This is a genomic window from Saccharicrinis sp. GN24d3 (assembly GCF_052400645.1).
Taxonomy (GTDB): Bacteria; Bacteroidota; Bacteroidia; order Bacteroidales; family Marinilabiliaceae; genus Saccharicrinis.
In genome coordinates, this window is sequence record NZ_JBQTGI010000009.1 from 207,433 (window position 1) to 227,140 (window position 19,708).

16 protein-coding genes are annotated in these 19,708 nt (G+C 40.2%); 12 read left to right on the top strand and 4 right to left on the bottom strand.

The genetic code is table 11. The annotated features are described in order from the left end of the window. Window positions 1-181: 181 nt before the first annotated feature. From ACT29I_RS12595 to priA, 3 genes are all read right to left on the bottom strand, one after another. On the bottom strand, window positions 182-1,183 hold the full coding sequence (locus tag ACT29I_RS12595) for a bifunctional heptose 7-phosphate kinase/heptose 1-phosphate adenyltransferase (RefSeq protein ID WP_444793593.1): 1,002 nt from the start codon (window positions 1,181-1,183) through the stop codon (window positions 182-184). 47 nt (window positions 1,184-1,230) lie between these two features. After that, window positions 1,231-2,268, bottom strand: a complete 1,038-nt coding sequence (locus ACT29I_RS12600; RefSeq protein ID WP_444793594.1) for an NAD(P)/FAD-dependent oxidoreductase — start codon at window positions 2,266-2,268, stop codon at window positions 1,231-1,233. Window positions 2,269-2,427: 159 nt separating this feature from the next. Beyond that, window positions 2,428-4,896 (bottom strand): replication restart helicase PriA, encoded by a 2,469-nt coding sequence (gene priA / locus ACT29I_RS12605; RefSeq protein ID WP_444793595.1) that lies wholly within the window; start codon window positions 4,894-4,896, stop codon window positions 2,428-2,430. A gap of 390 nt (window positions 4,897-5,286) precedes the next feature. Here priA and ACT29I_RS12610 point away from each other — a divergent pair, with 390 nt between their 5' ends. The 6 genes from ACT29I_RS12610 to pfkA all read left to right on the top strand — a co-directional run bounded on the left by ACT29I_RS12610 (window position 5,287) and on the right by pfkA (window position 10,603). Next, a complete protein-coding gene (locus ACT29I_RS12610) occupies window positions 5,287-6,180 on the top strand; it encodes a DMT family transporter (RefSeq protein ID WP_444793596.1) in 894 nt (297 codons plus the stop codon). After that, a complete protein-coding gene (locus ACT29I_RS12615; protein ID WP_444793597.1) occupies window positions 6,170-6,658 on the top strand; it encodes a YkgJ family cysteine cluster protein in 489 nt (162 codons plus the stop codon). The genes ACT29I_RS12610 and ACT29I_RS12615 overlap by 11 nt, the downstream gene beginning before the upstream one ends. A gap of 61 nt (window positions 6,659-6,719) precedes the next feature. Beyond that, entirely contained in the window at window positions 6,720-7,745 is a 1,026-nt protein-coding gene (porQ, locus tag ACT29I_RS12620) for a type IX secretion system protein PorQ (protein WP_444793598.1), read from the top strand. A gap of 188 nt (window positions 7,746-7,933) precedes the next feature. Continuing rightward, window positions 7,934-8,641, top strand: a complete 708-nt coding sequence (gene cmk / locus ACT29I_RS12625) for a (d)CMP kinase (RefSeq protein ID WP_430932040.1) — start codon at window positions 7,934-7,936, stop codon at window positions 8,639-8,641. Window positions 8,642-8,731: 90 nt separating this feature from the next. After that, window positions 8,732-9,613, top strand: coding sequence for a 4-hydroxy-3-methylbut-2-enyl diphosphate reductase (locus tag ACT29I_RS12630; RefSeq protein ID WP_444793599.1), 882 nt, complete (start codon window positions 8,732-8,734; stop codon window positions 9,611-9,613). Window positions 9,614-9,619: 6 nt separating this feature from the next. Further along, window positions 9,620-10,603, top strand: coding sequence for a 6-phosphofructokinase (gene pfkA, locus ACT29I_RS12635; RefSeq protein ID WP_430932042.1), 984 nt, complete (start codon window positions 9,620-9,622; stop codon window positions 10,601-10,603). Between the two features lie 141 nt (window positions 10,604-10,744). On the opposite strand, the gene ACT29I_RS12640 is transcribed toward pfkA, so the two are convergent. After that, entirely contained in the window at window positions 10,745-11,998 is a 1,254-nt protein-coding gene (locus ACT29I_RS12640; RefSeq protein WP_430932043.1) for an ABC transporter permease, read from the bottom strand. 213 nt (window positions 11,999-12,211) lie between these two features. On the opposite strand from ACT29I_RS12640, the gene purH reads away from it, so the two are divergent. From purH to rodA, 6 genes are all read left to right on the top strand, one after another. Continuing rightward, window positions 12,212-13,801, top strand: a complete 1,590-nt coding sequence (gene purH / locus ACT29I_RS12645) for a bifunctional phosphoribosylaminoimidazolecarboxamide formyltransferase/IMP cyclohydrolase (RefSeq protein WP_430932044.1) — start codon at window positions 12,212-12,214, stop codon at window positions 13,799-13,801. 15 nt (window positions 13,802-13,816) lie between these two features. Beyond that, a complete protein-coding gene (locus ACT29I_RS12650) occupies window positions 13,817-14,839 on the top strand; it encodes a rod shape-determining protein (RefSeq protein ID WP_430932045.1) in 1,023 nt (340 codons plus the stop codon). 199 nt (window positions 14,840-15,038) lie between these two features. Further along, entirely contained in the window at window positions 15,039-15,866 is an 828-nt protein-coding gene (gene mreC / locus ACT29I_RS12655) for a rod shape-determining protein MreC (RefSeq protein ID WP_430932046.1), read from the top strand. Further along, window positions 15,863-16,381, top strand: a complete 519-nt coding sequence (mreD, locus tag ACT29I_RS12660; RefSeq protein WP_430932047.1) for a rod shape-determining protein MreD — start codon at window positions 15,863-15,865, stop codon at window positions 16,379-16,381. The genes mreC and mreD overlap by 4 nt, the downstream gene beginning before the upstream one ends. A gap of 12 nt (window positions 16,382-16,393) precedes the next feature. Then, window positions 16,394-18,238 (top strand): penicillin-binding protein 2, encoded by a 1,845-nt coding sequence (gene mrdA, locus ACT29I_RS12665; protein WP_430932048.1) that lies wholly within the window; start codon window positions 16,394-16,396, stop codon window positions 18,236-18,238. Beyond that, complete coding sequence (gene rodA / locus ACT29I_RS12670) at window positions 18,225-19,643, top strand: rod shape-determining protein RodA (protein WP_430932049.1); 1,419 nt, start codon at window positions 18,225-18,227, stop codon at window positions 19,641-19,643. Before mrdA ends, rodA begins: the two co-directional genes overlap by 14 nt. Window positions 19,644-19,708: the final 65 nt, after the last annotated feature.

Below are 19,708 nucleotides of genomic sequence, written 5' to 3' on the forward strand. Positions count from 1 at the left end.
GTGTCGTTGTATTTTACTGTAATTCAGTTTTCTAGCGTTTGAAATGAGCGGCTTAACCACACCATATTCTGTTGCTATAAAAGTCTGTCAAAGTTAAACTTTTAATTAAAAAATCATATACGAAAAACGTTTAAAAGTTTTGCTTCAGCTTTAAAGTTATAAACGGTTGTAAGATAAAGGTTTATAATTTGATTTTTCGAACACATTCTTGCAGAAGTAAGTCCTTGTTAATGGGGACTACCCCTGACTCTTCGCATACCAATCCTCCGGCCATATTGGCTATTCTTGCAATCAGACCGGGTTCCATTCCCTGTATAAGACACAGTGAACTAACACTAATGACCGTGTCGCCGGCTCCCGAAACATCTGAAATGCTTCTGACTTCAGCAGGTACAATGGCTGAATCACCTTCTTTATGATTAATGAAAACCCCACGCTCAGAAAGTGTAATCATTAGAATATCAATATCTTGTTCGTGCTGAAATTTTTTGCCTGCTTCAACCAATTCTTTACTTTCGCTTTTGTTAAGTTCCAGCTTACAGCCTTCGTTAAATTCCTTAAAGTTGGGTTTAAAAAAGGTAACCCCTTTGTAGTCGTTGAAATTTCTTTTTTTGGGATCAACCAACGTGGGAATGCCTTTTTCATTGGCCAGTTTAACTACTTTTTCAATCACGGATGAAGTGATCACTCCTTTGTCATAATCTTCAAAAATAATGGCATCAATCCGATGGGTTTCTAACACATGTATTAGTTTTGCCATCAGTTTTTCTTCGGAATCATGATTGATGGGCGTGCATATCTCTTCGTCAACCCTTAGTAGATGCTGATGCTGGCTGATTACCCTGGTTTTTACCGTAGTCTTTCTGTGATGGCAGGTGACAATACCTTCCTTGCTCATCTTTTGCGCCTTGAGCAGTTTGAAAAAATCATGACTGCGAATATCGTCTCCAATTACGGAGCATAAAATTGGATTGGCGCCTAATGCCTGAATGTTTAATGCAACATTGGCAGCTCCACCCAATCTGTTTTCTCTTCCAATTCCTGATAAAATAGGCACGGGTGCTTCCGGCGAAATGCGGTTCACATCTCCCCATAAATAGGAGTCGATCATTACATCGCCCAATATTAAGATGTTTTTATCGTTAAAAGACTGAAATAAATTTGAAAAATAGTCTTGTGGCATGCTTTTGATTTTGCACAAATATATAAAAAAAGGCCAAGTGCCTTTGATTATCTAAATCTATTCATCGTTACTTCCGGGTGCAGCACCTTTTTTTCTTCAAGATATTCAATCATTTGGTTTGAGAAATACGGTGCTAACATAACGCCTTTTGTTCCAAGTCCATTAAAATAATGTACGTTATTGTATTTCCGATGGGTGCCTAACACAGGTCTTCGATCGCTAACTGTAGGTCTAATGGCAGTTTTATGCCGGAGAATTTTAAATGGCTTATTTAGTATGGAGGACAACTTTTCGCTTAAATAGTTGCGATCTTCCTCAAATGCTGTAAAATTTAAACCACTCCAATTATAGGTGGAACCAGAAAGGAATTCCCCTTTAGATTTTTCCATTAAAAACACCATTTTATTGATGATATTTTCCAGTTGAATTTCGTCAATGGACAGGTTAATTACATCGCCTTTGGTAAGCTTATAGGTTACTTCGGGAAACAAAGGGTTGTCGATAGCAAATGCCCCTTCACAGAAAATAATGTTTTTAAATTGAGAGCCTTTCCAGATAATGCAGTCTTCTTGAATGTTGATGTCGTCGTAATAAAAATGATCATACACCAAATGATTATAATGTAACAATTCTTGATGGAAATTTTCTTGCAAAGCCTGTAAATCAATAAAACCAGAATCGGAAATGGTAGCTGAACCGTAAAACTGATGGATGCCATGGATACTTGTTCCCTTCTCAAGCTTTTGGATATACTTCTCTATTTCGGGATCTTCCAACTTGCTTGTCCATCGCCTATACTCATCCTCCGTTACCAGTTTTACAATTGGGGTAGGGTAAATCAGTTTGGTGTGAAGTCTTTCTTCCAGCTCCGAGAATGTGGAATACATCTCTGGAAGCAGGTCATCCACCATCCAACTCTTGGTGATTCTCCGGAAAACTAAGGGGTTGTACATGCCTGCTGCAACCGAAGTGGCTGAGATCTGGTTTTTATCTGCTACGGCTAAAAAAGATTTGTTTCGTTGCATTAGCTGATTTGCGATTAGCATTCCTGCCAATCCTTGTCCGACAATTAGATAATCCTTCAACGTGATATTTGTTTGGTGATGTAGGTTAATAACCTTAAAGAGCGAGAATTGTTGCAGTAGGTTGAGCAAGGGCATAGATCCTGGTAGGGATAATATTGGACATGAAAGCCGAAGGTCTTCCAGGTTTAAACCTCGGTGCCGTTGTCTCTCTGCTTTTATCTACATAGGATCAACATCCGCCTGTATCACCACGGCTTTAAATCCCGGGTGAGAAACCACTGTGTTAATGGCATCCCGCAACATTTCTTTCACTTTGATAAGAGATACTCCTCCTTCTATTTTTAGCATGATTTTGCGGATATGCCAGTTTTGAATTTTGCTGACAGTGGGTGCCTGAGGACCCACCACGCGCTCCTTGAAAAGACCGCGAAGGTATTGTCCGAGATAGTCCGAGGCTTGATTGACTGTATTTTGATTTTTATGTTTTACCGTAAGGTGGATTAAACGATAAAAAGGTGGGTATTTAAATAGTTCCCGCTCGGCTAATTCCGACTGGAAGTGATTTTTAAAATTGTTATTGATCACATTTAATATGACAGGATTATCCGGATTAGAGGTCTGTAAAATAACAGTTCCTTGTTTGTATTTACGGCCTGCGCGCCCGCCTACCTGTGCCATCATCTGGAAGCTGCGTTCGAAGGCCCTAAAGTCGGGGTAGTTCAGCATGCTGTCGGCATTTAGTATGCCCACCACGCTAACGTTGTCAAAGTCCAATCCTTTGGAAATCATTTGGGTACCAATTAGGATGTCTACTTCGCCCCGTTCGAAATTACCAATAATGGTTTCGTGTGATTTGCGGGTGCGTGACGTGTCCAAATCCATTCGTGCCACTTTGATTTCCGGGAAGATAATTTTTATATCTTCCTCAATTTTCTCGGTGCCAAAGCCTTTGGTCTGTAAGGCCGGGGAATTGCAGGCTTTGCATGTTTTAGGCAAATAACTTGAATGACCGCAATAATGGCACACCAGCTGATTGATGTGCTTGTGATAGGTCAAGCTTACATCGCAAAAGTCGCATTTAGGGACCCAGGAGCACTGTGTGCATTCCAGATAAGGAGAGAAGCCTCTTCGGTTTTGAAATAGAATGGCCTGTTCCCCGTTATTAATGGCTTTGGTGACATGCTCTATCAGGGTGGCCGAAAAATGAGCGTGCATCCTTTTCTTGCGCTTTTCCTCCCGCACATTGACGGTAATTATTTGAGGCATCTGAATTCCTTCAAACCTTTCAAATAGTTCAACCAGACCGTACTTGGCCAGCTGCGTGTTTCTGTAGGTTTCGATAGAAGGAGTGGCAGTTCCCATAAGTACCTTGGCTTTATGCATATGTGCCAGAACCATAGCTGCATCGCGCGCGTGATAGCGAGGAGAAGGGTCGAATTGCTTGTATGTGTTTTCATGCTCCTCATCCACTATGATCAAGCCAAGGTTGTCAAACGGGAGAAAAATGGACGAACGTACCCCGATCACCACTTTGTAATTCTCTTGGTGCAATATATCGTTCCATACCTCCACGCGTTCCGCATCGCTATATTTAGAATGGTATATGCCTATTGCGTTACCAAATACTTTTTTCAGGCGACCAGTGATCTGGGTGGTCAAGGCGATTTCAGGCAGCAGATACAGCACTTGCTTGCCTTTATCAATTTGTTCCTTGATAAGGTGGATATATATTTCAGTTTTTCCACTGGAAGTTACACCATGCAACAGCACCGCGTCTTTCTCTTTAAATTGTTGCTCTATTTGCTGTTTCGCATTTTGTTGTGCAGGATTAAGTTCATGTAAACCATCTGTTAAAAGTGTATCGGTTTGCAATCTTGAGATGGCCGTTTCCACTTCCAGCAGCACCCCTTTTTTTATCAACTCATTTAATACCGATAGTGAGGCCCCGCTTTTTTCTTTCAACAGGTTTTTTTCTATAGCCTTGCTGTAATTGTTTTTATTGGCTCCTCCAATCATGGTAAAGAATACCATCAGAACTTCCAATTGTTTTTTGGCCCGGCTTAATTCCGTGAAGACATTTTGTAATTTCTGATCGTGACAGTACTCGGGTGCCAGTTGCACCAGCTTCTTGGTTTTAGGTTTGTACCCGTCTTTAAGGCGTTCGCTTACAAATAAAGCTTCTTTATCGAGCAAAGACTTAATAATGGGCAGGGAGTTTTTCAGCTCGGTAATATTGTTCAAATCCTGAACGGTTGCCGTTTTTTTCTCCGATAGAAAGTCTAACACCATGGTTTCTTTGGGGGTGAGTTTTTCCTCGGGAACCCAATTGGTATTATAATGAACTTTGGTTTCGCTCTCCAGCTTTAAGCCGGAAGGTACGGCAGCTTTATATACCTCGCCCAAAGTGCACATATAGTATTCGGAAATCCATTTCCAAAAATGCAACTGTGTTTCGTTCACGATGGGCGTGCTATCCAAAACAGAAACGATTTCCTTGGTCTCGTATGCTTCTGGTTTTTGATCGTGCAGGCTATATATTATGCCCGAATAATATTTTTTTTTACCAAAAGGAACTACCACGCGCATACCAATTTCCACATCATTTATCCACCTTTGAGAAATCTCGTAGGTGAATAATCGGGGCAATGGAACGGGTAATATAATATCTGCGTAAAATGTGGTCTCCATACAAAAGATAATTCATGCAAATGTATAGAAATTTTATATGTTGGTTGTGTTTATGAGTGTTGGAAATATGTAAATGCTTTCGTTTCAATCGGAATCAAAAAGTCTGCGCCGGTTTTTAGGTGCATGTGCGGCACGGACATGGATTTCCCTTTTAAAACATTATTTCCACCTCACACCTCTGTGTTCTCGGAAAGAATCGGGAGCTTGTTCCGCGGCATTACAGAAGGCTCTGCAGAAGACCGTGCGTACTGTTCCTATTAGGGTATTTTATGCTGGGGGGAGGCTGCATAACAAAAAAACAAATGTTAAAAGAATATCCCGCGCGGTATTACGAGAGACTCTGATTTATCCGTACAAAATACCTACTTTTGCGGCTCGTTGTTAAAGGTTATGTCAAAAACAAATATATCTTCCATCATATACATCATCATGTCCATGATTTTTTGGGCATTTTCCTTTGTGTGGGTAAAAGTAGCTTATGAATCATTTGCGCCCATTTCTACCGTTCTGATGCGGTTAATCATCAGCTCTGGGTTATTGTTTTTGTTTTTAATTCTTACAAGAAGAATGACTGCTTTAAACAAGAAAGATTACAAACTCATTTTATGGCTTTCTTTTTTTGAGCCTTTCATGTATTTTATGGGCGAGAGCTTTGGCATGCAGTTGGTATCAAGTACACTGGCGGCAGTTATCATATCTACGATTCCATTGTTTGCTACTTTTTTTGCCTTTCTGTTTCTAAAGGAAAGAATAACGGTTTTGGCAGTGTTGGGAATGGCTGTTTCTTTTTTTGGCGTAGGGACCATGATATTTGAGAACGGGTTTGAACTCAATGCCTCGTTACTGGGAATCATGTTGATGTTTGTAGCGGTTTTATCAACAATCGGCTATTCCTTGACATTGAAAAAGCTGGCTCAAAAATATTCTCCGGTCAACATTATCGCTTATCAAAATTTTATTGGAATATTTATGTTTCTACCTTTTTATTTTTTTTGGGAACATAAAGGTTTGATGAGTGCCAAGCATACTACGGATTCCTGGTTGGCCATTATTCAACTAGCCATTTTTGCATCCTCACTGGCTTTTATATTTTTTACAAAGGCCATAAAGAACCTCGGTGTAGCCAAGTCGAATATGTTTATTAATCTTATCCCGGTGTTTACAGCCCTCTTTGCCTGGTGGTTAAGAGGTGATGTTATCGATACGCAGAAGGGGATGGGTATAGCGATTGTGGTAACCGGACTTTTTGTGTCGCAGATGAAAAGGAGGAAGAATGAAGCTTGATTTAGACAGATATAAAGAACTGGCCAACAATAAAGCCAAAGAAAATAAAGCCTTTGTTGCTCGTTTACGTAAAAAGAAGCCTAAAACCTTAGACGATTCTGTTTACAATGCCCATGTTAAAGCTTTTGAGAATATTGATTGCTTGGGGTGTGCCAATTGTTGCAAAAGCATCAGTCCCATAATAATCGACCGTGACATTGACCGTATAGCCAGGCATCTTAAAATGAAACGGCCAGATTTGATCGATCAATACTTTGAGATAGATGAAGACCAGGACTATGTTTTTAAAGAAACGCCGTGCCCATTTTTAATGCCCGATAATTATTGCATGATCTATGAAGTTCGTCCGCGGGCCTGCAGAGAATACCCCCACACCGACCGAAAACGTTTTTATCAGATATTAAACCTCACCTTTCGAAACTCTTTTGTGTGTCCGGCTGTTTACGAGGTGTTGGAAACGTTGAAGAAGGAGTATTAGAATAAACACTAAAACTTTATATTTGTCGTTTTAAGAGTTAGTCAAGGAATAAGTGAATAATATGCAAAAGTATTTATATGTAATTTTGTTGGTAGCAATAACACAAACAATCGGGGCACAGCGTGGCGGAGAAAGCACTTATGATTTCTTGAATCTGACCAATTCGGCCAGGGTGGCTGCTTTAGGAGGCTCCAATGTTTCCATCACAGATAACGACATAAATATGGCCTACCATAATCCTGCCTTGTTGCAAAAGGAGATGGACGAGGCCATGGTGTTGAACTATGTTCCTTACATGACCAATATAAATTATGGTTATGTGGGCTTTGCAAAGCATTTTGAAAATGTAGGTACATTTAGTTTCGGTATTCACAACATCAATTACGGCGATTTTCAGAGAACCAATGAAATTGGTGAGGACATGGGGATTGCTACTGCTGCGGAGTATTCTTTTAACTTCACCTATGCCCGTCAATTATCACCCACTCTATCCATGGGTTTAACGGCAAAGCCTATCTATTCAAAGCTGGATGTTTACAGCTCGTTCGGTATTGCAGCCGACTTTGGGGTACATTATCGAAAAGCCGAAAAGAACTTTTCGATGGGTATTGTACTGAAAAATGTTGGGTCCCAAATCTCATCTTACGATAATATTCAAGAAGACATGCCATCCGATTTACAAATTGGATTTACCAAGAAATTGGCACATGCACCGTTTCGTTTCTCCTTGACCATACAAAATCTGTTGGACTGGGATTTAACCTACACACCCTATGATGCTGAAAATGCCAGTAATTCGGGATTCTCCAACGAATCAGATGATTCGGGTTTTGGTGACAAAGCGCTTCGGCACATGGTTTTTGGAGTAGAGTTTATGCCGTCTAAAACCTTTCATGTAGACTTTGGCTATAATTATCGCCGAAGGCAAGAGTTAGGTTATGAGGAACGTATGTCAACCGCCGGATTGTCCTGGGGATTCGGATTCAGGGTTTACAAATTTTTATTCTCCTATGGTTCGGCACGTTACCATTTGGGAGGTGCATCCAATCATTTTTCAATATCCACCAACTTATCTAATTTTAAATAGGCTGTCAAGCCTTCTAGAATGGATTACGAACTATAATTTAACCACATAGCTATTGTGAGCGTGGATTTTTTAAGCTTTCCTATGGATTGGTTTAGGATGTAGCCTATTTTGTTTTTTAAACATCTTTAATTTGCCAAATTTGTGCAATCAGTAAACAAAAGTAGTATTTTTACCGGCTCAAATAAATTATGATGACTGATACGATCTCAAAATTGGTGATTGCCATTGATGGTTATTCCTCGTGTGGAAAGAGTACTGTAGCCAAAGATTTAGCGAAACTGTTAAATATTATTTTTATCGATTCTGGCGCCATGTACCGATGTGTGACGCTCTATGCACTGGAAAACAATATTATAAAAGACGGTGTCATTCATCAGGATTTTCTGAAGCAAGCTTTAGATAAAATCTCCATTTCTTTTAAATTCGATGCCCAAACCAAAACCAACGAAACATACCTAAACGGGAAGTTAGTTGAAAAAGAAATAAGAGGTCTGGAAGTGAGTAATCATGTTAGCATGATAAGTGCGCTAGGTTTTGTTCGCAGGAAAATGGTTCAACTGCAACAAAAGATGGGAGAAACAGACAGTATAGTAATGGATGGCAGGGATATTGGTACCGTAGTTTTTCCCAATGCCGACCTGAAGCTGTTTATGACAGCTTCGCCTGAGATTAGAGCCGGGCGCCGATTCAAGGAATACCAGGAGAAAAACGAAGCCATCACTTTTGAGGAGGTGCTGGAAAACGTGAAAAAACGGGACCATATCGATGAAACACGAGATGAAAGCCCACTTAAAAAGGCCCATGATGCCCTAGTGTTGGACAATGGAAAAATGACCAAAGAAGAGCAACTCGAATTTATCGTTAGTGAACTAAAAAATAGAATGTTGATTAAGTAAGTGTGTTTATAGTAAAAGGTATCTTGCAGATGTTAAATTTTTTTAAATCGCGTAGCTGCTTGTTAAAGAGTGAGATAAATTTCCATAAAAATGTCATCTTTACACATCGAAATTGATCCGGCCTCAGGTTTCTGCTTTGGGGTTGTGAAAGCTGTTGAAGCCGCGGAAGCAGAGCTTGAAAACAATGATATCCTCTATTGTTTGGGCGACATTGTTCATAACAATATGGAAATAGAAAGGTTGGAGAAGAGAGGATTAAAGTCGGTTTCTAACAGGGAGTTAGAAAATCTTGGGAAACAGAAATTTCTTATACGTGCCCATGGTGAACCACCCACCACCTATCAGAAGGCTAAAATAAACGGTCAACAGGTAATCGATGCAACTTGTCCTGTGGTTTTAAAACTTCAAAAGCGAATTAAAACCTCCTGGCATATGCTGAGAAAGATTAACGGACAGGTTATTATTTATGGGAAGAAAGGTCATGCCGAAGTAGTGGGATTGTTGGGGCAAACAGAAAATGAAGCTATCGTTATTGAATCGATGGATGAAATATCCAAGATTGATTTGAACAAGGCTACCCATTTATATGCACAAACCACCAAAAGTATTGATGAATTTAAAAGTATCGCCACCTATCTGAAAGAAAACATCAATACGCAGGTTGAGTTTAAATCCTTTGATACCATTTGCCGACAGGTATCCGGTAGATTACCCAAGTTGATGCTTTTTGCCCGAAAGCATGATGTTATGGTGTTTGTTGGAGGAAAAAAAAGCAGTAATGCCAAGATGCTTTACGCCAAGTGTCTGGAAACCAACAAACATTCATATTTTGTAAGTGATGTCGATGAATTGAAGAAAAAGTGGTTCGCTGAACCTGTTCAGTCTGTTGGCATCAGCGGAGCTACTTCCACGCCTCCCTGGCTGTTGGAAAAAGTGGCCCGAAATATTAAAATGATAACAAAAGACAAATAAATATTTATGGGACAAGTGACTAAAGTTGGAGTGCTGACCTCGGGAGGGGATGCTCCGGGAATGAACGCTGCCGTAAGGGCAGTGGTTAGGGCGGCTATCTATCACAAGCTTAAGGTGGTTGGTATCAAGCAAGGGTATCATGGCATGATTCAGGGCAGAATGGAGCCCATGACGTCCAAATCAGTAAGTAATATTATTCATCAGGGTGGCACCATTTTAAAATCGGCACGGAGCGAAGGGTTTAGAACGCCTGAGGGTAGAAAAAAAGCCTACGAAAACTTAAAAAAGAGAGGTGTTGATTGTTTGGTTGTAATTGGAGGTGACGGCACTTTTACCGGTGCCCGTATTTTCGGACAGGAATACAATATTCCTATTGTTGGCGTTCCGGGAACCATTGATAACGATCTTTACGGAACGGATTATACTATTGGTTACGATACGGCGCTAAATACCGTTACTGAAGCGGTAGATAAAATACGGGACACAGCCAGTGCCCACAGTCGCCTTTTCTTTATTGAGGTAATGGGACGCGATGCGGGTTTCTTAGCTTTGCGAAGTGGAATCGCTTCGGGAGCGGAAGCTATTCTGGTACCGGAAATAGATACGGATTTTAAACAGTTATATACTTTTCTGGAAAAAGGGTTTAACAAGGATAAAAGCAGTAGTATTGTTCTGGTAGCCGAAGGCGAGAAAATCAGCGGTGGAGCCATTCAGGTGGCCGAGAGGGTTCAGAAAGAATATCCGGATTACGATACGCGTGTAACTATTCTTGGGCATATCCAACGTGGAGGTTCTCCAACAGCGTTTGATAGAGTAACGGCGAGCCGTATGGGGGTTTCGGCCATTGAAGCGCTTATGGATGATCAAAAAAGTATCATGATTGGGTTGGTGAACAAAGAAATCACCCATATTCCGTTCAATCAGGCCTTAAAAAATAAAAAGAAATTAAATCCTGCATTAGTGGAGTTGACAGCGATTTTGTCGATCTGATTTATAGGGATGATAAGAACTTACCTGCCCCAGGCTGGGTTTAAACCCAGCCTGGGGCAAAAGGAGGTGATTGATATATAAAAAGCAGCTTATTACCTTTTGTCATACTGCGGTCTCCCTGCCTGGCTCTCACTTTGTGTTTTAATTATTAATAGCCACAACAGGATCTAACTTGCTGGCTCCGTTGGACGGAATATAACCGGAAACCACGCCCAGGAAAATAGAGATAAACAACCCCCTAAAAATATTCCAGAAAGTAAGCTGGATGCCCAAATTCATAGTGGAATTGGCTACTTGAATAACAATAAAAATAAGCAGCAAACCAATTGTGCCTCCCAGAAGACTAAGAAAGATACTTTCGAAAAGAAACTGCCATAAAATAAATCTTCGTTTGGCGCCCAAAGCTTTTTGGATACCAATAATCCGGGTGCGCTCCTTTACGGAAACAAACATGATATTGGCTATTCCAAAACCGCCAACCAAAACCGCAAAAAAGCCGATAAACCCACCCGCAATATTCAATATGCCAAACAGTCCGTCGAATTGCTTTTGGACAATACTTATTCTATTGAGCGCAAAAGTATTTCCCTGCTTGGGTTTTATTTTTCTTTCGGCCCGCAAAATCCCTTCTAATTCGTTCATTAAATCCTCGGCTGTAACCCCTTCTTTTGCTTTAACAATGATAAAAGGCTGAACGCTTTCGCTGCGAATATTAAAAATACTCTTGGCGTAATTGACAGGTATGATGATGTTGGTATCTAAACTGTTGCCGAAGATATCCTTGCCCTGGCGGAGTATTACGCCCACCACGGTTAGTTTTCGCCCTGCCATTTTAATACGCTTGCCAATCGGATCGACATCTCTAAAAAGTTCGTCGGCAATTTCGGCGCCAATAATAGCAATGTTGCTTCCGTTATTCGATTCAAATGGAGAAAAATAGCGTCCCTTGCTGATCTCAAAATTCCAGTTCTGGTCAAAATCGTGGGATACACCAAGAATCTGCACGTTGTCGAAAAAGTTATCCTCAAAAATTATTTTTTTCTGTGCCGAAATCGCAAAAGTAGAAGCCTCTGCCAATTGAGAATTTCGTACAATCACTTTTTGCTCGTTCAAAGTGGGCAAGGGGCGGTTTAAGTAGCGCCACCATGGATATTCGGTTTCTCCCTCAGGTGGAGTCCACGGCCATTTTTGCACATAAACAACATTGTCACCCAAGGATTGAATGCTATCACGGATGCGACTTTCGAGATAATCGATTAAAGTAAAAACGGAAATGATGGAGAATATGCCAATGGTGACTCCACTCAAAGTTAGTATGGTTCGGAGTTTGTTTGATCTGAGTGCATTAAGCGCAAAAAGAAGACTCTCCCTTAAAAATTTAAATACGATTATCATATCAGCTTTTCTTATCCACTATAAATCTATCAAGAAAATTAATTACAACCTTGATAAATGTGCTTATTTTCTTAATTTTGCCCGAAGTGAAGCATTTTTGCCTATTTATTTGTGTAACAAAACATATAAACATGACGTATCTATATTTTCTTACTCAAAAGAATGCTTTACTTCAACTTGAATTTTTCAATATCGCATAATTATTATTAAAAGATGAGTAGCTCAAAAAAAATTAAATCGGCGCTTATTTCGGTTTTCCATAAAGATGGATTAGACGAGATTGTTAAAACACTGGATAAGCTTGATGTTCAATTATACAGTACCGGGGGTACAAAAACATTTATCGAAGATTTAGGCGTTGAAGTAACTGCGGTTGAAGATATAACCGGATACCCTTCTATTTTAGGAGGCAGGGTTAAAACACTTCATCCAAAGGTGTTTGGAGGTATTCTGTCGCGCAGGGAAAATGATTCCGATAAGGAACAATTAATGGAGTTTGACATTCCTGAGCTTGACCTGGTTATCGTTGATCTTTATCCGTTTGAAGCTACTGTTGCCTCTGGAGCACCTGAGCAAGACATCATCGAAAAAATTGACATAGGTGGTATTTCCTTAATTCGTGCTGCTGCCAAAAACTTTAAGGATGTAGTTATCGTTCCTTCAAAAGAACAATATGCCGACTTGGCCAAAGTGCTAACCGAATATGACGGCGTAACCACCATTGATGAAAGAAAAGCCTTTGCCGGAGCTGCCTTTGCTGTTTCGTCACATTACGATTCTGCCATCTTTAATTATTTCAATCCTGATGCGGACAATATGGAGCGTATCAGCTTGAATGACGGAGAAGTTTTACGTTACGGAGAAAATCCTCACCAGCAAGCTACCGTTTACAAATACAACAATATTAAAGAGGGTGCTTCGCTGGCCAATGCGAAGGTGCTACAAGGAAAAGCGCTGTCATACAACAATATGTTGGATGCTGATGCTGCTTGGAAAGCTGCCAGTGATGCATACCATTCGGTAACCAATATGGACAATAAGCAAGCGGTAGCGGTGGTTAAGCACCTAAATCCTTGTGGTTTGGCAGTGACGAACGATATCGCAAAATCGCTCGAATTAGCTTGGGCAGGCGATCCTATTAGTGCTTTTGGTGGCATTATTTGCTTTACCGGAACCGTAACCGGCCCTATTGCCGAATGGTTCTCAAAAAGATTTGTAGAGATTATTATTGCACCGGAGTTTACCGAGGAAGCATTAGGTATTTTTGCTAAGAAAAAGAATCTGCGCTTATTGGAAACCCCTATAAAAAATGAGATTACCGGAGAAAAACTAATCCGTTCAGTTAGTGGAGGTATTCTTGTTCAGGATGAAGACGAAGGTGTAGATAAAGATTTTAAAAACGTAACTAAACGCGAGTTTGATTCCCATAAAATGGAATTGGCTAAGTTTGGTATTACAGCGTGTAAGCATTTAAAAAGTAATGCTATTGCTATTGTTACCGAGAACGAAGATGGCTCTTTTTGGTTAACAGGTGCAGGTATGGGACAGCCTAACCGTCTGGACAGCTTACGTCATTTAACAATGCCTCGTTTCAATTTGAAAGAAGGTGTTAAAATAGAGAATTCAGTGGTTATCTCAGATGCGTTCTTCCCTTTCCGTGACAGCATTGAAGCGGCGAACAAATACAATGTTAAATATATTGTCGAGCCAGGGGGAAGTATTCGCGATGAGGAAGTTATTGAAGCATGTAATGAATTTGGAATAGCCATGCTATTTACAGGTAAACGTCATTTTAAACATTAAAAACATCCAAACCCAATGGGATTCTTTTCATTCTTATCTCAGGATCTTGCCATGGATCTTGGTACGGCCAACACAATTATCATTCATAATGATAAAATTGTAGTGGACGAACCTTCAATTGTGGCACTTGATCGCAGAACCGACAAGTTAATAGCTATCGGTGAGAAGGCACGCCAGATGCATGGTAAAACACACGACAATATCTATACTATCAGACCGTTAAGAGACGGTGTTATCGCCGACTTTAATGCTGCCGAGCAGATGATTAGAGGTATGATTAAGTTAATTAATACGTCCTCAAGATTATTTACGCCATCGTTAACCATGGTTATATGCATACCTTCGGGAAGTACAGAAGTAGAGATCAGGGCAGTTCGAGATTCAGGCGAACATGCTGGTGGACGCGAGGTTTATATGATTTATGAACCAATGGCAGCGGCTTTGGGTATCGGACTGGATGTTGAGGCGCCACAAGGTAATATGGTGGTGGATATAGGTGGTGGCACCACGGAAATTGCAGTTATTTCGTTGGGTGGAATTGTAACCAATAAGTCGATACGTATAGCGGGTGATGATCTTACAGCCGATATCATGGAATATATGCGCCGTCAGCACAATATTAAAGTGGGTGAAAGAACGGCGGAGGAAATAAAGATTCATGTGGGTTCGGCACTACCGGAGTTGGAAGAGCCTCCAACTGACTATATTGTTCAAGGTCCCAATCAGATGACAGCGTTACCTATTGAGGTGCCTGTATCATACCAGGAAATTTCGCACTGTTTGGAAAAATCCATATCGAAGATAGAAACAGCTATTTTAAGTGCGTTGGAACAAACCCCTCCCGAACTTTATTCAGATATTGTGAACAACGGTATTTATTTAGCAGGAGGTGGTGCTTTGTTGAGAGGTTTGGACAAAAGATTGACCGATAAAATTAATATTCCTTTCCATATCGCCGAGAATCCGCTGCATGCAGTGGCAAGAGGCACTGGGATTGCATTGAAAAACAGGCATAAATTCTCATTCCTGATGAGATAAGTTATTCGATAGAAGCAAAAAACCCGGTTCTGAGTGAAATCTCCTAACCGGGTTTTCTTTTTTAACAGCGATTAATTGTATTTTAATATCGTAATCAATCAATCTTTTCACTGAAAAAACTAACTTTATCCGGCCTAAAGCCGTAGTACATAAACAAAAGCAAGAAATTGCCTTAAAAATCGGAAAACACAACAATTGAATGAGAAATTTTTTAAGGTTTATATTAAAACATCATTTTACATTTCTTTTTATACTATTTGAGTTAATAGCTTTTATTCTTATTGTTTCGTACAATCAGAATCAACGTGCCTTATATCTAAGCTCATCGTCAAGGATTGCCGGGAGCCTTTTCGAAAAGATGAATAGCGTGGAGCAGTATTTTGCGCTTAAAGAGATTAACAGGGAACTATCAAATGAAAACGCTTTTTTGCGGAGTCAGATGCCAAGCTCGTTTAAACAGTCAAAAGATTACTTTTCGATGCTTGAAGATAGTTCGTCGGTGCACCAATATAAATACAGGGCGAGCAAAATAGTGAATAATACAGTTCGTAAGCATTTCAATTATATTACACTAAATAAAGGTAAAAAAGATGGGATTAAGCCTGATATGGGTGTTTTGTGTAGTAGAGGAATAGTGGGGATAGTTATTAAATGCAGCGATAATTACAGTACCGCACTTTCAATTCTGAACCCCAGACTTAAAATATCCGCCAAACTTAAAGGTTCCGATTTTTTTGGCTCGGTAAGTTGGGATACGAAATCTATTTTGTATGCCATATTGGATGAAATTCCGGAACATGCCAATGTTAGTTTAGGGGATCAGGTTGTGACCAGTGGGTATTCATCTACTTTTCCCGAGGGGATATTAATAGGAACGGTGGATGAGGTACTGCATCCGGAGGGCGAAAGTTTTTTTAAAATAAAAGTAAAGCTGAGTACCGACTTCTCAAAACTGAGCTATGTAGAAGTGGTGGAGAATATTTTTCAGGAACAGCAACAACAATTGGAGGAGGAGACCGAGCAATGATAAGCCTAATACCAAGATATTTATTTAATTTTTTCTTCTTTGTACTGCTTCAGGTCTTAATCCTGAACAAAATGGAGTTTTCAGGTTACTTGAACCCTTATTTATATGTGATTTGTATTTTAACACTCCCCTTCGAAACACCGGGTTGGTTATTGTTGACGTTGGCCGCAGTACTGGGATTGACTGTCGATATGTTTTCAAACACCATGGGAATGCACATGGCCGCTTCATTAATTTTGGCCTTCGTGAGGCCGTTTGTTTTGGAACGCTTTGCGCCACGAGATAATTATGAACCGGGAACACTTCCGCTACCATCATATTATGGTTTTGGTTGGTTTTTTAAGTATGCCGCGATTTTAGTATTTATCCACCACCTATTTTATTTTGTGATTGAATCATTTTCTATTGAGAATTTTGTGGGGATAATGATTAAAACAGTTGGAAGCATCTTGTTTACCCTTGTAGCCATAGGGGTTACTTTGTTGTTCACGTACCAAAAGAAACAAAGAATTTAAAGGAGGTGAACAGTGGAAAACATTAGTAGAAGAACCATAGTTGTCGCCCTTATCTTTTTGTTCATTGGAATCACCTTTGTCATTAAGCTTTTTATTCTTCAGGTTTACGACCCATCTTACAAGTTTTCGGCTGAAAGCAATACCCGTCGCGAAATTATTAATTTTCCTGCCCGGGGATTGGTTTATGACAGAAACGGAAAGCTTATTGTTTCCAACCAGGCAGATTATGATTTAATGGTGGTGCCAAGAGAGCTTAAACCAATCGATTCGGTTGATTTTTGCAAGGCGTTGGAAATAGATATAGAGGATCTACGAAGGCTGTTTGCCGACATGAAGGGGAAGCTGAAAAACAAGAAAATATCAAGGATAAAACCATCCATATTTTATAAGCAGTTATCGGCTAAGCAATACGGATATCTTCAGGAAAAGCTTTATAAGTTTGATGGTTTCTTCGTGCAGCGCAGAACGTTGCGTAAATATGAATACCCACATGCAGCACATATTCTGGGTTACGTGGGTGAAGTGGGGCCACAGGATATCGAAAAGGATGGTTATTATATACGCGGCGATTATCATGGCATTAATGGTATAGAGTCGACATATGAAAAATTTCTTAGAGGTAAAAAAGGATATAAATATGTTTTAGTAGATGTTCACGGTCGCGAAAAAGGGGTGTTCAGAGATGGTGAGTATGATATCCCGGCTGAAGCAGGAAAAGACATTAAACTGACTATTGATATCGACTTGCAGAAATATGGCGAAGAAATGATGAAAAATAAAATCGGTGCCATAGTTGCCATTGAACCCCAAACGGGGGAGTTGCTTTCTATGGTTTCTGCACCTAATTACGATCCTGCCTTGTTGGTTGGTAAAAAACGGGCAAGTCATTTTTCTATGTTGAGCACCGATACGCTCAAGCCGCTTTTTAATAGATCGATTATGGGCTGGTACCCTCCAGGTTCTACTTTTAAAACGATAAATGCGCTCATTGGATTGCAAGAAGGTGTGATAACGCCCCATTCTGCATATGAGTGTTACATGGGATATAATGTAGGGCGATTTCATTTGGGCTGTCATGATCATAGAAGTCCGCTGGATTTAAAAAACTCAATAGCTCAATCATGCAATGCTTATTATTGCCATGTGTTTCGTAATATCCTGGACAATCCCAAAAATGCATCTGTTCAGGAAGGTTTCGAGGTTTGGAAAAACTATCTGGTTAAGTTTGGCTTTGGTTATACATTAGGGGCAGACTTTGCAAACGAAATACGCGGTTTTGTGCCCAACAGCAAATATTACGATAAATATTACAAAAAAAGTTGGTCGTCGTTAACCGTAGTTTCATTGGCTATTGGTCAGGGGGAGCTGTTGACAACTCCGCTGCAAATGGCCAATATGGCTTCAACGTTAGCCAACCGTGGAACTTTTTATACGCCACATATCATTAAGGAAATTGAAAAAGACACCATACCGTCCAGGTTTAAACAGGTGCGAGAGACAGGGATAGACACCGCTCACTTTAGTCCTGTTGTTGATGGAATGGAATTGGCGATATGGGGCGGTGCGGGAAGTACGGCGACGATTGCCCGGATACCGGGAATAAGCATATGTGGAAAAACCGGAACGGCCCAAAACCCCCATGGCGAAGATCATTCCGTTTTTATAGCATTTGCCCCAAAGGATGATCCGCAGATTGCTATAGCGGTTTATGTTGAAAATGGTGGTTTTGGAGCGCGGTGGGCAGCGCCTATAGCCAGTTTGATGGTAGAAAAATATTTGAATAAGGAAATCCATCCGTCCCGGAAATGGATCGAACAACGAATGTTAGAAGGAGATTTGATTCATGTTGAAAAATAGTTATGATAAAAAGGCGGATTGGGTGACCATCATTATCTATGTAACCCTTGTACTATTTGGTTGGTTTAATATTTATGCCGCCAATTATAATCCCGAGAACCCCGTATTTTTCGATACCGACATGGAATATGCCAAACAGGTTATCTGGATAGCCCTTTCCATGATTATTATTTGGGCCATATTTATGACGAATAGTACTTTTTATGTGGCGTTCTCTTATTTTCTTTATGGTTTATCTGTGGTGTTGCTATTTACGGTTATATTCATCGGGAAAGAGATTAATGGAGCCAAATCATGGTTTGAGATAGGTCCGGTTAGGTTTCAGCCCGCGGAGCTGGCTAAGATTGCTACGGCACTAACCCTGTCTAGGATTATGAGTCGGCATGAGTTTTCGTTTGGCAAGTTTAAAGAACTGATCAAGATTGTTGGCTTGTGGGCATTACCGGTAATGTGTATTTTGCTGCAGAACGATACGGGTTCGGCTTTGGTTTTCTTTATTTTTATTTTACCGTTCTATCGCGAAGGGTTGACGGGTAACATATTGATATTTGGAATTATAGCAGCCATAACTTCAGTCCTGACCTTGGTTTATCCCAATATCATCATATTATCATTGATTGTGCTGGGGATATACTTATTTCTGTTTTTGCAAATCGACAAAAAAATTGCTTTACGGAGCATGATATTTCTCGCAGGAGGATTTTTACTGATGTTAGCTGTGTTTTATGTGCTGGGGCTAACGTTGCGATGGGACTTATTTGCATTGTTTGCAATCGTTGTTTTAACGGTGTATCTTTTGGTACGAGGTTTTGCCAAGAAACTAAAACCAGTAATACCTGCTATAATTTTTATGTGGGGTGCCGTAGCGGCTACTTTTTCGGCAGATTACTTTGTAAATGATGTACTATCGGAATATCAGAGAAACCGTGTTTATGTTTTGCTTGGATTTAAAGATGACCCCTTGGGGGCTGGTTATAACGTGAATCAATCAAAAATTGCTATCGGTTCGGGAGGCCTTACAGGCAAGGGATACCTTCAGGGTACCCAAACCAAGTTTGACTTTGTGCCGGAACAGAGCACCGACTTTATTTTTTGTACCGTCGGCGAGGAATGGGGATATTTAGGTACTTTTTCGGTAGTTTTTCTGTTTTTGTTTTTGATATTGAGATTAATATTTCTTGCCGAAAAACAACATTCCGCATTTAGTAGGATCTACGGATACTGCGTTGCGTCAATATTCTTTTATCATTTTACGGTAAACATTGGAATGACCATTGGTCTGGCTCCGGTTATCGGGATACCACTCCCTTTCTTTAGCTATGGGGGATCGTCATTATGGGGCTTCACTACGTTGTTGTTCATCTTTCTGAAATTGGATACCAATAGAACCGAACTCATCAGGTAGCAGATTGCCGCCTTAAAGTTAGGGTTATGCCAAAATTAAAGCTTTTGATATGAACATAAAGATGT

What these genes read in the sequence shown, in the direction of transcription:
- ACT29I_RS12595 (WP_444793593.1), bottom strand. Translation starts at nt 1,183, where the DNA reads ATGCCACAAGACTATTTTTCAAATTTATTTCAGTCTTTTAACGATAAA.
- priA (WP_444793595.1), bottom strand. Translation starts at nt 4,896, where the DNA reads ATGGAGACCACATTTTACGCAGATATTATATTACCCGTTCCATTGCCC.
- ACT29I_RS12610 (WP_444793596.1), top strand. Translation starts at nt 5,287, where the DNA reads ATGTCAAAAACAAATATATCTTCCATCATATACATCATCATGTCCATG.
- ACT29I_RS12615 (WP_444793597.1), top strand. Translation starts at nt 6,170, where the DNA reads ATGAAGCTTGATTTAGACAGATATAAAGAACTGGCCAACAATAAAGCC.
- porQ (WP_444793598.1), top strand. Translation starts at nt 6,720, where the DNA reads ATGCAAAAGTATTTATATGTAATTTTGTTGGTAGCAATAACACAAACA.
- cmk (WP_430932040.1), top strand. Translation starts at nt 7,934, where the DNA reads ATGATGACTGATACGATCTCAAAATTGGTGATTGCCATTGATGGTTAT.
- ACT29I_RS12630 (WP_444793599.1), top strand. Translation starts at nt 8,732, where the DNA reads ATGTCATCTTTACACATCGAAATTGATCCGGCCTCAGGTTTCTGCTTT.
- pfkA (WP_430932042.1), top strand. Translation starts at nt 9,620, where the DNA reads ATGGGACAAGTGACTAAAGTTGGAGTGCTGACCTCGGGAGGGGATGCT.
- ACT29I_RS12640 (WP_430932043.1), bottom strand. Translation starts at nt 11,998, where the DNA reads ATGATAATCGTATTTAAATTTTTAAGGGAGAGTCTTCTTTTTGCGCTT.
- purH (WP_430932044.1), top strand. Translation starts at nt 12,212, where the DNA reads ATGAGTAGCTCAAAAAAAATTAAATCGGCGCTTATTTCGGTTTTCCAT.
- ACT29I_RS12650 (WP_430932045.1), top strand. Translation starts at nt 13,817, where the DNA reads ATGGGATTCTTTTCATTCTTATCTCAGGATCTTGCCATGGATCTTGGT.
- mreC (WP_430932046.1), top strand. Translation starts at nt 15,039, where the DNA reads ATGAGAAATTTTTTAAGGTTTATATTAAAACATCATTTTACATTTCTT.
- mreD (WP_430932047.1), top strand. Translation starts at nt 15,863, where the DNA reads ATGATAAGCCTAATACCAAGATATTTATTTAATTTTTTCTTCTTTGTA.
- rodA (WP_430932049.1), top strand. Translation starts at nt 18,225, where the DNA reads ATGTTGAAAAATAGTTATGATAAAAAGGCGGATTGGGTGACCATCATT.